Raw genomic sequence first — 13,036 nt, forward strand, 5'->3', positions numbered from 1 at the left:
CGCAGTACATCCAGGATTCCAGAGGAAACAAGACCATGGGCAAGATCATCGGTATCGACTTGGGCACCACCAATTCATGTGTGGCAGTCATGGAGGGCGGCAAGGCGAAGGTCATCGAGAACGCAGAGGGTGACCGCACCACGCCATCGGTTGTCGCCTACACCAAGGACGGCGAGATCCTGGTGGGTGCATCGGCCAAGCGCCAGGCCGTCACCAACCCGAAGAACACCTTTTATGCCGTCAAGCGACTGATCGGCCGCAAGTTCACCGACGCCGAGGTGCAGAAAGACCTTGACCTGGTGTCCTACGGCATCGTGGCGCATGACAATGGCGATGCCTGGGTGCAGACCGGCGACGACAAGAAGATGGCGCCGCAGCAGATCTCCGCCGAAGTGCTGACCAAGATGAAGAAGACCGCCGAAGCCTATCTGGGCGAAACGGTCACCGAGGCGGTCATCACCGTGCCGGCGTACTTCAACGACAGCCAGCGCCAGGCCACCAAGGACGCGGGCAAGATCGCCGGGCTGGACGTCAAGCGCATCATCAACGAGCCCACGGCGGCCGCGTTGGCCTACGGCATGGACAAGAAGGGCGGCGATCGCAAGGTGGCGGTATATGACCTGGGCGGCGGTACCTTTGACATGTCGATCATCGAGATCGCCTCGGTCGACGATGAAATGCAGGTCGAGGTGCTGGCGACCAATGGCGACACGTTCCTGGGTGGCGAAGACTTCGACAAGCGCGTCATCGACTATCTGGTGGAGCAGTTCAACAAGGATCAGGGCATCGACCTGCGCAAGGACCCGTTGGCCCTGCAGCGACTGAAGGACGCTGCCGAGCGCGCCAAGATCGAGTTGTCGACCGCGCAGCAGACCGAGGTCAACCTGCCGTATGTCACCGCCGACGCGTCGGGCCCGAAGCACCTCAACATCAAGCTGACCCGCGCCAAGCTGGAGTCGCTGGTGGAAGACCTGATCAAGAAGTCACTCGAGCCGTGCCGTATCGCGCTCAATGACGCCGGCCTGCGCGCCAGCGACATCAACGAGGTGATCCTGGTCGGTGGCCAGACCCGGATGCCCAAGGTCCAGGAAGCGGTGACCGAATTCTTCGGCAAGGAGCCGCGCAAGGACGTCAACCCCGATGAGGCGGTTGCCGTGGGTGCCGCGATCCAGGGCGGCGTGCTGGCCGGCGATGTCAAGGACGTGCTGCTGCTCGACGTGACCCCGCTGAGCCTGGGCATCGAGACCCTGGGCGGCGTATTCACCAAGATCATCGAGAAGAACACCACGGTGCCGACCAAGGCCTCGCAGACCTTCTCCACCGCTGACGACAACCAGTCCGCTGTCACCGTGCACGTGTTGCAGGGCGAGCGCGAACAGGCGCGCTACAACAAGTCGCTGGCCCGCTTCGACCTGTCCGGCATCGAGCCGGCGCCGCGCGGCATGCCGCAGGTCGAGGTGTCGTTCGACATCGACGCCAACGGCATCGTCCACGTGACCGCCAAGGACAAGAAGACCGGCAAGGAACAGAAGGTCGAGATCAAGGCCGGTTCCGGCCTGTCCGAGGAAGAGATCCAGAAGATGGTGCAGGACGCGGAGGTCAACCGCGAGGAGGACCAGAAGTTCCACGAACTGGTGCAGGCCCGCAACCAGGCCGATGGCTTGATCCACATGGCCCGCAGCACCATCAAGGAACATGGTGAGAAGTTGCCGGGTGACGCGATTGGCGCCACCGAGACGGCCATCGCCGAGTTGGAAACGGCGATGAAGAATGACGACAAGGATCAGATCGAAGCCAAGAGCAAGACGTTGGAAGAGTCGGTCCAGGCATTGCTCGCCGCCGTACAGGGGCAGCCCGGTCCGGATGACGCCGCCGCGGGCGCCAACGCCAACGCCAACGCCGCCGCCGACGATGTGGTCGATGCCGAGTTCACGGAAGTCAACGACACCGACGACGACAAGAAGTAGGTCGACCCGGTCTCTCCGCTGGAGGGGCCTGACGCGAGGGTTCGGGATCGCCAGGCGTTTCCGGACCCTTCTCGTTTCACCAACACCGCACCCCGGGCTGCCGTCGGATGCGGGGGAAACCGTAGCAAATGAGCAAACGCGACTATTACGAAGCCCTGGGTGTAGCCCGCAACGCCGATGGCGATGAGCTGAAAAAAGCCTATCGTCGTTGTGCGATGAAGTATCACCCCGACAGGAATCCGGGGGATGCGGCCGCCGAAGCTTCGTTCAAGGAGTGCAAGGAGGCCTACGAGGTTCTCTCCGATAGCTCCCGTCGGCGCCTGTATGACCAGCATGGCCATGCGGCATTCGAGCACGGAATGGGCGGCGGTGGCGGCGGTGCGGGCCAAGCCGACATGGGCGATATTTTCGGTGACATCTTTGGCAACATCTTTGGCGGCGGCGGCAGTGCGCGCGGTCCCAGGCGCGGTGCCGATATCGGCTACGTGATGGAGTTGTCACTGGAGGAAGCGGTCGGCGGCGTCGAGAAACAGATCCAGATCCCGACCCTGGACGAGTGTGATCACTGCAACGGCAGTGGCTCGGCCGATGGAAAGCTGGAAACATGCGCCACCTGCAGTGGCCGTGGCCAGGTTCGATTCCAGCGCGGTATTTTCTCGATGCAGCAGGGTTGCCCGCATTGCGGCGGTCGTGGCCAGACCATCGCCAATCCATGCGGTGATTGTCACGGACAAGGCCGGATCGAGAGCACCAAGGACCTTCAGGTCAAGATTCCGGCCGGGGTCGACAACGGCGACCGCATCCGTCTGGCCGGGGAGGGTGAAGCAGGCCCCGCCGGGTCGCCGCCGGGTGACCTGTACGTGGAAGTACGTGTGCGTGAGCACGACATATTCCAGCGCGATGGCGATGACCTGCATTGTGACCTGCCAATCCGCCTGGGCCAGGCTGCCTTGGGCGACATCGTGCGGGTCCCGACGCTGGGCGGCGAGGTCGAGTTGAAGGTGCCAGCCGAGACCCAGACCGGCAAGCTGTTCCGGGTCCGCGACAAGGGTGTGCAGTCGGTGCGCAGCCGTCGCCCCGGTGACCTGTACTGCCGGGTCGTCATCGAGACCCCGGTGAACCTGACCGGTGAGCAACGTGAGTTGCTGGAGAAGCTTGAGGCGACCTTCACCGGTGAGGACGCGCGCCGCCATTCGCCACGATCATCGACATTCATCGATGGGGTCAAGGGCTTCTGGGATCGCATGACTTCCTGAGTCATCAGTGCTTGTCGCCCCACTGCCAGCCCGATAGCCTGCGGTAATGAACAACGCACCCGTCCGCATCCTTATCCACGGCGCTTCCGGTCGCATGGGCCAAGCCTTGTTGCGCCTGGCACCCAGCCATGACCGGTTGCAAGTCGTCGCCGCGGTCGCACCCGACAAGCCTGGCCAGCGGGTGATTGATGGCATCCCTCATTTCTCGGTTCATGAACTGAACGGTGTGCCGGAGTTCGACGTCGCCATCGATTTCAGTCTCCCGGCCGGCTTCGACGCCGTCCTGGCGCTGTGCGCCGGGCGTGGTGCGGCGCTGGTGTCGGGCACGACCGGACTGGAACCGGTGCAGCGCGAGGCGATGGAAGCGGCGGCGGCGCGCGTACCGGTACTTTGGGCCGCCAACTTCAGCCTTGGCGTAGCGGTTCTGGCCGAACTGGTGGAACGCGCCGCACAGGTCCTTGGGGGCTGGAGCTGCGACATCGTCGAGTCCCATCACGCGCAAAAGCTGGATGCTCCTTCTGGCACTGCGCTGGCGTTGGGAGCGCGCGCGGAGCAGGGCGGCGCGCAGCCTCGTTATGCGTCTTTGAGGGCCGGTGACATCATCGGTGAGCACGTGGTCCAGTTCACCGGATTTGGCGAGCGCCTGGAGTTGACCCACCGCGCCACCAGTCGCGACGTCTTCGCCCGCGGCGCACTGCAAGCCGCCGCGTGGCTGGCCAGCCAGGGTCCCGGACGCTATTCGCTGCGCGACCTGTTGCCGCCTGCTGCACGGCAGGAAACGGACGAAAAGCTGGCGCTGGACCCACTTCATCGCTAGAATTCTCGTTCGCCTGAACTCCATTTGTCGGACCGGCCCCCAGCCGCGTCCGCGCTTTGCTGCAGCCTGAGTTTCGACCCGCGCCGCGCTTGATGGAATCAGCATCCCCTGGCAGCCAAGGCGATCACCGTGACCCAACCCGCAATTCTCGCGCTTGAAGACGGCACCATCTTCGAGGGCATTTCCATGGGCGCACCCGGCCTGTCGGTCGGGGAAGTGGTGTTCAACACCGCGATGACCGGTTATCAGGAAATCCTGACCGATCCATCGTATGCGCGCCAACTGGTAACACTGACCTATCCCCATATCGGCAATACCGGCATCAATGACCAGGACGACGAGTCGAGCCAGGTCTGGGCGGCCGGGCTGATCGTCCGCAACATGCCGCGGCGGCCGAGTAGCTGGCGTAGCCAGCTGTCCCTGCCAAGCTGGTTGTCCCAGCGCGGCGTGGTCGCGATCGCCGACGTCGACACCCGCAAGTTGACCCGCATGCTCAGCAGCCATGGCGCCCAGAGCGGTGCGGTGATGGCGGGCGACAACATCGATGCCGAGCAGGCCATCGAAGCGGCACGCAAGTTTCCCGGCCTGAAGGGCATGGATCTGGCGAAGGAAGTCAGTACGCGCGAGCGCTATGAATGGACCGACGGCCAGCTCGACCTCGACAACAACGTGTTCTCGAAGACCGACGGCAGGTTCCATGTCGTTGCCTACGACTTCGGCATCAAGCGCAACATCCTGCGCATGCTCGCCGAGCGTGGCTGCCGGATCACCGTGGTGCCGGCCCAGACGGCGGCTGCCGACGTCCTGGAGCTCCAACCCGACGGCATCTTTTTGTCCAATGGTCCGGGCGACCCGGAGCCGTGCGACTACGCTATCAATGCAATCCGCGAATTCATCCAGCGCAGGATCCCGATGTTCGGCATTTGCCTGGGGCATCAGTTGCTGGGACTGGCCAGTGGCGCGCGGACGATGAAGATGAAGTTTGGCCATCATGGCGCCAACCACCCGGTGCAGGATCTTTGCGGCGATGGTCATGATGGTGGCCGGGTAATGATCACCAGCCAGAACCATGGTTTTGCGATCGACGAGGCCACGTTGCCGGAACACGTCCGGGTCACCCATCGTTCCTTGTTCGACGGCTCCAACCAGGGCATCGAGATCCCGGGTGCACCGGTGTTCGGTTTCCAGGGTCACCCGGAGGCCAGTCCCGGCCCGCAAGATGTCTCACCTTTGTTTGATCGCTTCATTGCGCTGATGCAAGACCAACACGCCGAGAACCACTGACATGCCAAAGCGTACCGACATCAAGACCGTCCTGATCATCGGCGCCGGTCCGATCGTTATCGGACAGGCGTGCGAGTTCGACTACTCCGGCGCGCAGGCCTGCAAGGCCCTGCGTGAGGAGGGCTACCGGGTAGTGCTGGTGAACTCCAATCCGGCCACGATCATGACCGATCCGGAAATGGCCGACGCGGTCTATATCGAGCCGATCAACTGGCAGACGGTCGAGAAGATCATCGCCAAGGAACGCCCCGACGCGTTGCTGCCGACGATGGGCGGTCAGACCGCGCTGAACTGCGCGCTCGACCTGGCCGATCACGGCGTGCTGGAGAAGTACAACGTCGAGCTGATCGGCGCCAAGCGCGAGGCCATCATGATGGCCGAGGATCGTGAGCTGTTCCGCGTCGCGATGGCCGAGATCGGTCTGGAATGTCCGAAGGCGGCGGTCGCCAGGACGTTCGAGGAGGCGGTCGAGATCCAGGCGACGGTTGGCTACCCGACCATCATCCGCCCGTCCTTCACCCTGGGTGGCAGCGGCGGCGGCATCGCCTACAACCGGGAAGAGTTCGAGGAGATCATCAAGCGGGGCCTGGAGCTGTCGCCGACCAACGAGGTGCTGGTCGAGGAGTCGGTGCTGGGCTGGAAGGAGTTCGAGATGGAGGTGGTCCGCGATACCGCGGACAACTGCATCATCGTGTGCTCGATCGAGAACTTCGACGCGATGGGCGTGCACACCGGCGACTCGATCACCGTTGCGCCGGCCCAGACCCTGACCGACAAGGAATACCAGCGCCTGCGCGATGCCTCCATTGCGGTGCTGCGCAAGATCGGCGTCGACACCGGTGGCTCCAATGTCCAGTTCGGCATCAACGCCCAGACCGGACGGGTGGTGGTGATCGAGATGAACCCGCGCGTGTCGCGTTCCTCGGCGCTGGCGTCCAAGGCGACCGGTTTCCCGATTGCGAAGATCGCGGCCAAGCTGGCGGTCGGCTACACACTTGATGAGTTGCGCAACGACATCACTGGCGGCGCAACCCCGGCGTCGTTCGAGCCGTCGATTGATTATGTCGTCACCAAGATTCCGCGATTCGCGTTCGAGAAATTCCCCCAGGCCGACTCCCACCTGACCACCCAGATGAAGTCCGTGGGTGAGGTGATGGCGATGGGCCGGACCTTCGGTGAATCGCTGCAGAAGGCGCTGCGTGGCCTGGAAACCGGCAAGGTTGGCCTGGACCCTACCGGCCTGGATCTGGGCAGTCCGGAAGGCATGGCCGAGGTTCGCCGTGAGCTCAAGGAACCCGGCCCCGACCGCGTGTTCCATATCGGTGATGCGTTCCGCGCCGGCATGAGCGTGGAAGACGTGCACGCGTTGTCCTTCGTGGATCCGTGGTTCCTGGATCAGATGGAAGAGATCATCTCGGCGGAGACTGAAGTCGCCAAGGCCGGCCTGTCGGCGCTGGATGCCACTCGCATGCGCGCGCTCAAGCGGCTGGGCTTCTCCGACGCGCGGCTGGCACAGCTGACCGGCACCGACGAGACCGCCGTGCGTTCCCTGCGACGCGCATTTGGCGTGCGGCCGGTCTACAAACGCGTGGATTCCTGCGCCGCCGAGTTCGCCACCACAACTGCCTACATGTACTCGACCTACGAGGACGAGTGCGAGTCCAAGCCGACCGGCCGCGACAAGATCATCGTGCTCGGCGGCGGCCCCAACCGGATCGGCCAGGGCATCGAGTTCGACTACTGCTGCGTGCACGCGGCGCTGGCACTGCGCGCGGATGGTTTCGAGACCATCATGATCAACTGCAATCCGGAAACCGTGTCCACCGATTACGACACCTCCGACCGGTTGTACTTCGAGCCGCTGACGTTGGAAGACGTGCTGGAGATCTGCGACCTGGAAAAGCCCAAGGGCGTGATCGTCCAGTACGGCGGCCAGACGCCGCTGAAGCTGGCCGAAGCCTTGGAGGCCGCCGGGGTGCCGATCATCGGCACCAGCCCGGACAGCATCGACCTGGCCGAGGATCGCGAGCGCTTCCAGCAGTTGGTCGACAAGCTCGGCCTGAAGCAGCCACCCAACCGCATCGCACGTAATCCGGAGGAGGCCTTGCTGCTCGCCGGTGAAGTGGGCTATCCGTTGGTGGTCCGTCCCAGCTACGTGCTTGGCGGCCGCGCGATGGAGGTGGTGCATTCCGACGCCGACCTGGAACGCTACATTCGCGACGCGGTGCGGGTCTCCGAAAAGTCGCCGGTGTTGCTGGACCGTTTCCTCGACAACGCGATCGAAGTCGACGTCGACATCATTGCGGACAAGGACGGCAACGTACTGATCGGCGGGGTGATGGAGCACATCGAGGAAGCCGGGGTGCACTCGGGCGACTCGTCGTGCTCGCTGCCGCCGTACTCGTTGTCGGCCGATACCCAGGCCCGCCTGCGCGAGCAGGTGGTCGCTTTGGCCAGGGCGCTCAACGTGGTCGGGCTGATGAACACCCAGTTCGCCATCCAGACCAACGAGGCGGGTGAAGACACGATCTACCTGCTTGAGGTCAACCCGCGTGCGTCGCGTACGGTGCCGTTCGTATCCAAGGCCACCGGCATGCCACTGGCGAAGATTGCCGCGCGCTGCATGGCCGGCAAGACACTGGCCGAGCAAGGCACAACGGTGGAGATCATTCCCGGCTACTACTCGGTCAAGGAAGCCATCTTCCCGTTTGCCAAGTTCCAGGGCGTCGACCCGATCCTGGGGCCGGAGATGCGTTCCACCGGCGAGGTCATGGGTGTGGGCCTCAACTTTGGTGCGGCAATGGCGCGTGCCCAGGAGGCTGGCGATATCAAGGCGCTGCCCAGCAGCGGCAAGGTGTTTGTTTCCGTTCGAGACCCCGACAAGCAGCGGGTTCTTCCGGTGGCGCAAGACCTGGTTCGTCGTGGCTATTCACTGGTGGCCACCGGCGGCACCGCCCGGTTCCTGCGTGATCAGGGCCTGGAGTGCCAGTTGGTGAACAAGGTCAATGAAGGCCGCCCGCACATCGTCGACCTGATCAAGAATGGCGAGATCGTTTATATCGTGAACACCACCGAGGGCCGGCAGGCGATCGCCGATTCCTTCTCGATCCGTCGCGAGGCCCTGCAGCAGCGGGTGACCTATTCGACCACGATCTCGGGTGCCCGCGCATTGCTGTTGTCGCTTGATTACCGCAACACCGGTCCGGTGCTGTCGTTGCAAGACCTGCATGGCAAGGTCGCCGACACCGTCTAGCTTTGCCTCGCGCGATCCGGGCACAATCGTCGCTGCGAAACCACCGATTGTCGGACTAACTACCGGCAGCCCTGCGGCTGCCAAGGATCCATCAATGCAACCACCAATCACCAGCAAGGGCGCACAGCGCCTGCGCATCGAGCTCGAAGAGCTCAAGTCGGTCCAGCGCCCCGCCGTGATCCATGCGATCGCCGAAGCACGCGCCCACGGCGATCTCAAGGAGAACGCCGAGTACCACGCCGCGCGCGAGCAGCAAGGGTTCATCGAAGGCCGCATCAAGCAACTCGAAGGCGAGCTCTCCAACTCCCAGATCATCGATATCAGCGCCCTCAACGTGGGCAGCAAGATCGTGTTCGGGGCCACGGTCGACTTGGTGGACCTGGATACCGAAGAGCAAAAGACCTACCAGATCGTTGGCGACCTGGAGGCGGATATCAAGCTGGGCCTGATTGCGATCTCCTCACCGGTCGCGCGGGCGCTGATCGGGCGCAACGAGGGCGACGAGGTCAGCATCGAGGCCCCGGCCGGCACCCGGGAGTACGAGATCGCCGCCGTACGCTACATCGATTGAGATGACCACCAACACGGTCACCTTGCTGCTGTCGGCACGAAGCCGATTTGGTGGCCAGCGGTTATCGGAAAGCGCCGGTCGATGGTTTGGGCGCGCTGATCAGTCGCGGGTCGAGGGCGATCAAGTGGCACGTCAGTTCGACATTCTGCCGCGGGGTTGGCCGGTAGCAGCGGTAACCCGCCAGGTCGACGCTGGCGACGCAGTCGGATCCGCATGGCTTCGGGCCGACCCGGTCTACATCCAGCCCGACATCAATGGTGCCCGGCTGCTGTCGCATGGGAATGCCTTGTCGCTGAGCGCGGCCGATAGCGCCGCGTTCCTGCCGGCGCTCAAGCCACTGTTTGGTGACATCGGTTTTCCGATCGATGCACCGCATCCGAGCCGTTGGTACTTGCAAATGCCAGCGGGCGCACCGCTGCCGGTGATGGCGTCGCTGGACCAGGCACTTGGTGCGGACTTGTTCGATCAGTTGCCGGAAGGCCCGGAAGGCCGTCGTTGGCGTGCCTTGCTGAGCGAAGCGCAGGTAGTCCTGCACAATCACCCACGCAACATCGAACGTGCGTCGGCGGGGTTGGCACCGGTCAACTCGTTGTGGTTCTGGGGGGCGAGTCGCGTTCCGCATTCCGTCCGAACGTCCCACGCAAGCCTGTTCAGTGACGACGACACCCTGATCGCCTTTGCGACCGCCGCCGGTACCCACAACGGGCCGTTACCGTCGTGTTGGCAGGCGGGCGAGGGCGGGCAGCTGTTCGACCTGCGTCACCTGCGCGACCTGGCCGTGTTTGATCGCGATTGGTGGTTGCCCCTGCTGGTCGATCTGCAGGCCGGCAAGCTGACGCGCGCCACGATTGATTTCGCCGATGGCCACCAGCTTCTGCTGACACCCCGGCAGCGCTGGCGGTTCTGGCGTCGTCCATGGCGCTCGTTCGTGGCCGCCCCATCGGCCACGTCGGAATGACGCCCATCAGCAAGTTGCGCCGCCGGCCGGTGGTGGATTCCAACTCGTGGCCAGCACAGGTTCCGCCGTTATTGCAGCGCATCTACGGTGCCCGCGGCGCAACCTCCATTGACCAGGCTCGTCCGAAGCTGGCCAACCTGCTGCCGCCCGATACATTGCGCGGGCTGGACGCGGCAACCAGGCTGCTTGCCGACGCGATTGCGGGTGGCCGCCAGATACTGGTGGTCGGGGATTTCGATTGCGACGGCGCCACCGCGTGCGCCGTCGCCGTGCGCGGCTTGCGGATGCTGGGCGCCCGCCATGTGTCGCATGCCGTGCCCAACCGGATGACTCATGGTTACGGGCTGTCGCCGGGGTTGGTAGCCGATCTGGCCGCGCTGCAGCCCGACCTGCTGGTCACCGTTGACCACGGCATCGCCTGCCACGCCGGTATCACGGCTGCCAAGGCGTTGGGTTGGCAAGTGCTGGTAACCGATCATCACTTGCCGGGCGACACGCTTCCCCCGGCCGATGCCATCGTCAATCCGAACCAGCCCGGCGATGGTTTCCCCAGCAAGATGCTGGCCGGCGTCGGGGTGATGTTCTACGTGTTGCTCGCACTGCGCCGACGGTTGCGCGATGCCGGAAAGCTGGATGTCGGCATGGACGGCAATGGCCCCGATCTGAGCCGGCTGCTTGATCTGGTCGCTGTGGGCACCATTGCCGACCTGGTGCCGCTGGATGCGAACAACCGTGCCTTGGTGGCCGCCGGCCTGCGTCGCCTGCGCGCCGGGCAGGGCTGTCCCGGCTTGCGTGCGCTGATCGACGTCGCCAAGCGCGATCCCGCCCGGCTGAGCGCGAGCGACATCGGCTTTGCGATCGCGCCGCGCCTGAACGCCGCGGGCCGGCTGGAAGACATGGCGCTGGGCATCGAATGCCTGCTGACCGATGACATGAACCAGGCCCGCGAGATCGCCGATACCCTCAACCGGATCAACACCGAGCGCCGCGCCGTCCAGCAGCAAATGACTGAAGAGGCGGAAGTAGCCTTCGCCCAGGTGACGCTGGACACCGTGACGCCGCCGCTCGCGGTCTGCCTGTTCGACCCGGATTGGCACCCCGGAGTGGTGGGGTTGGTCGCATCGAAAATGAAGGAGCGCCTGCACCGTCCGGTGATCGCGTTCGCCCCGGCTGAACCCGGTGGCGCGACGCTGCGCGGCTCCGCGCGCTCGATTCCCGGCTTCCATATCCGTGACGCACTGGCGATGGTCAATGCGCGCCACCCCGGTCTGGTCGAGCGCTTCGGCGGTCACGCAATGGCGGCTGGCTTGTCCTTGCCGGCCGCGTCGATGGGGGCGTTCGCGCAGGCATTCCGCGACTGCGTCGCCGCGACCCTGGATGCCGAACTGCTGCAGGCCGAGATCCTCAGCGACGGTGAATTGGCGAGCGACGAGTTCACCCGTCGTAGTGCCGACGCACTGCGCGATGGCGGGCCGTGGGGGCAGGGCTTTGCCGAGCCGCAGTTCGATGGAGAATTTGACGTGCTGCGTTGGCGCGTGGTCGGCGAGCGCCACCTCAAACTGGAGCTCGGCCTCGGACGCACGCGCCTGAACGCCATCGAGTTTGGCGGCTGGATCGGCGAGCCGCCGTCCGCACGAGTCCGCATCGCCTACCGGCTCGAAGCCGACGACTACCGCGGCGGCGACGCTATCCAATTGGTCGTGGTGCACCGCGAAGCCGCTTGAGCGATGTCGGTGGCCGTTTGAGGCCGAACAGCGGCCGCAACACGGCCGTGCGTCGGATCACGAACTCGTGCAATACCAGGCATCCGGCGATCGTCGACAGGATGACCAGGATCGGCTCCAGCCAGGGCCCGAGCCTCAGCGGGATCAGCCAGTACGCAGCCAGCACGATCAGGCTCTGGTGCAGGATGTACCAGGGGTAGACGGCTTCGGTGGCGTACGGCAGCCAGCGCATCGGGCGATTCAGGTACGCATGGCCCCAGCCGAAGATCGCCAGTAGTGCCGTCCACATGTACAAGGCGCGTGCGGCGCGTTCGATCAAGCCCCACGGTAGCGGTTGGAGCGCAGCCGGGATTTCCCCAGCCGGCAAGTACTGGCTGGCCGCTTTCAACGACAACTCCACCAGGATCGCGGCGATGGCCAGTCTCGTCATCGGCCACCGCAATTGTGCCAGTCGCTGCCAGAGCGCCGATTGGTCGGCAATGATGTAACCAAGCAGAAATACCGAAAAATATTCGGCATGCAGGTACCAGTCCCCAACGAGCGCGTGGTTCTCCGGAAACCGGGGCTTCAACACCACCAGGTACGCGAAAAACAGGGCCGTAGGTACCAACAGCAGCAGTCCATGGCGCGGACGACCCAGCCAGGCCAACGTCCGCTCGCCGTGGCTGGACCGCAGCACCGGCGCGAGCGTCATCAGGGCCAATGTGTATACCCACAGGTAGGCCAGGTACCACAGATGGTTCCAGGTGATTCCATGCGACGCTCCGGTGAACGTCCCTTCTGGCCAGGGTCGTACTTGCAGGTAACGCCATTGGAAGTTCCAGAAGCCCGGTGCCAATGCGCCCTTGCTGACACCTTCGCAATACGCCTGGACCGATACGATGAACAGCATGCCAAACGTCAGTGGCAGCAACAGCCGCCAGGTCCGCAGAAGTGCGAAGCGGACTGGGCTCTTGCCCGGAAACGAAAGACCGATGGCGACACCGGAAATTGCGAACAGCAACGGCATGCGCCAGCGGTTGAACACGATCCGGACGTAGTCCAGCCATTGGTTCTGGTAACTGCTGACGATGTGGAAATCCGCATCGACCTGATACACGCCGCTGACGTGGTAAAGGATCAGGATGGCAAACGCGATGACGCGCAAGGCGTCGATGTCGTGTCGGCGAGGCATGCGAGAGTCCGCTATCGAGTCCACCAACCGTA

9 protein-coding genes are annotated in these 13,036 nt (G+C 64.2%); 8 read left to right on the forward strand and 1 reads right to left on the reverse strand.

Annotated elements, in window-relative coordinates; genetic code table 11:
• The first annotated feature begins 35 nt into the window (after nucleotides 1-35).
• The 8 genes from dnaK (at nucleotide 36) to recJ (ending at nucleotide 11,830) form a co-directional block, all read left to right on the forward strand.
• On the forward strand, nucleotides 36-1,967 hold the full coding sequence (dnaK, locus tag ACW5DN_RS04055; RefSeq protein WP_456961463.1) for a molecular chaperone DnaK: 1,932 nt from the start codon (nucleotides 36-38) through the stop codon (nucleotides 1,965-1,967).
• 128 nt (nucleotides 1,968-2,095) lie between these two features.
• Nucleotides 2,096-3,223, forward strand: a complete 1,128-nt coding sequence (gene dnaJ, locus ACW5DN_RS04060) for a molecular chaperone DnaJ (RefSeq protein WP_456961464.1) — start codon at nucleotides 2,096-2,098, stop codon at nucleotides 3,221-3,223.
• A gap of 46 nt (nucleotides 3,224-3,269) precedes the next feature.
• On the forward strand, nucleotides 3,270-4,040 hold the full coding sequence (gene dapB, locus ACW5DN_RS04065) for a 4-hydroxy-tetrahydrodipicolinate reductase (RefSeq protein WP_456961465.1): 771 nt from the start codon (nucleotides 3,270-3,272) through the stop codon (nucleotides 4,038-4,040).
• Between the two features lie 129 nt (nucleotides 4,041-4,169).
• On the forward strand, nucleotides 4,170-5,324 hold the full coding sequence (gene carA, locus ACW5DN_RS04070; RefSeq protein WP_456961466.1) for a glutamine-hydrolyzing carbamoyl-phosphate synthase small subunit: 1,155 nt from the start codon (nucleotides 4,170-4,172) through the stop codon (nucleotides 5,322-5,324).
• Nucleotide 5,325: 1 nt separating this feature from the next.
• Nucleotides 5,326-8,577 carry a carbamoyl-phosphate synthase large subunit gene (gene carB, locus ACW5DN_RS04075; RefSeq protein ID WP_456961467.1) on the forward strand — a complete coding sequence of 1,084 codons (3,252 nt, stop codon included), beginning with the start codon at nucleotides 5,326-5,328 and terminating at the stop codon, nucleotides 8,575-8,577.
• Between the two features lie 94 nt (nucleotides 8,578-8,671).
• On the forward strand, nucleotides 8,672-9,148 hold the full coding sequence (gene greA / locus ACW5DN_RS04080) for a transcription elongation factor GreA (protein ID WP_456961468.1): 477 nt from the start codon (nucleotides 8,672-8,674) through the stop codon (nucleotides 9,146-9,148).
• A gap of 1 nt (nucleotide 9,149) precedes the next feature.
• A complete protein-coding gene (locus tag ACW5DN_RS04085; protein ID WP_456961469.1) occupies nucleotides 9,150-10,106 on the forward strand; it encodes a phosphoglycerate mutase in 957 nt (318 codons plus the stop codon).
• Complete coding sequence (gene recJ / locus ACW5DN_RS04090; protein ID WP_456961470.1) at nucleotides 10,103-11,830, forward strand: single-stranded-DNA-specific exonuclease RecJ; 1,728 nt, start codon at nucleotides 10,103-10,105, stop codon at nucleotides 11,828-11,830. The genes ACW5DN_RS04085 and recJ overlap by 4 nt, the downstream gene beginning before the upstream one ends.
• Here recJ and ACW5DN_RS04095 read toward each other — a convergent pair.
• Nucleotides 11,793-13,004, reverse strand: coding sequence for an acyltransferase family protein (locus ACW5DN_RS04095; protein ID WP_456961471.1), 1,212 nt, complete (start codon nucleotides 13,002-13,004; stop codon nucleotides 11,793-11,795). The genes recJ and ACW5DN_RS04095 overlap by 38 nt on opposite strands.
• Between the last annotated feature and the right edge of the window lie 32 nt (nucleotides 13,005-13,036).

The sequence above is a fragment of the Lysobacter sp. A289 genome, from assembly GCF_054072675.1.

Bases quoted from the DNA above. Each gene is read 5' to 3' on its own strand.
- dnaJ (WP_456961464.1), top strand. From the start codon at position 2,096: ATGAGCAAACGCGACTATTACGAAGCCCTGGGTGTAGCCCGCAACGCC.
- dnaK (WP_456961463.1), top strand. From the start codon at position 36: ATGGGCAAGATCATCGGTATCGACTTGGGCACCACCAATTCATGTGTG.
- greA (WP_456961468.1), top strand. From the start codon at position 8,672: ATGCAACCACCAATCACCAGCAAGGGCGCACAGCGCCTGCGCATCGAG.
- carB (WP_456961467.1), top strand. From the start codon at position 5,326: ATGCCAAAGCGTACCGACATCAAGACCGTCCTGATCATCGGCGCCGGT.
- recJ (WP_456961470.1), top strand. From the start codon at position 10,103: ATGACGCCCATCAGCAAGTTGCGCCGCCGGCCGGTGGTGGATTCCAAC.
- ACW5DN_RS04085 (WP_456961469.1), top strand. From the start codon at position 9,150: ATGACCACCAACACGGTCACCTTGCTGCTGTCGGCACGAAGCCGATTT.
- dapB (WP_456961465.1), top strand. From the start codon at position 3,270: ATGAACAACGCACCCGTCCGCATCCTTATCCACGGCGCTTCCGGTCGC.
- ACW5DN_RS04095 (WP_456961471.1), bottom strand. From the start codon at position 13,004: ATGCCTCGCCGACACGACATCGACGCCTTGCGCGTCATCGCGTTTGCC.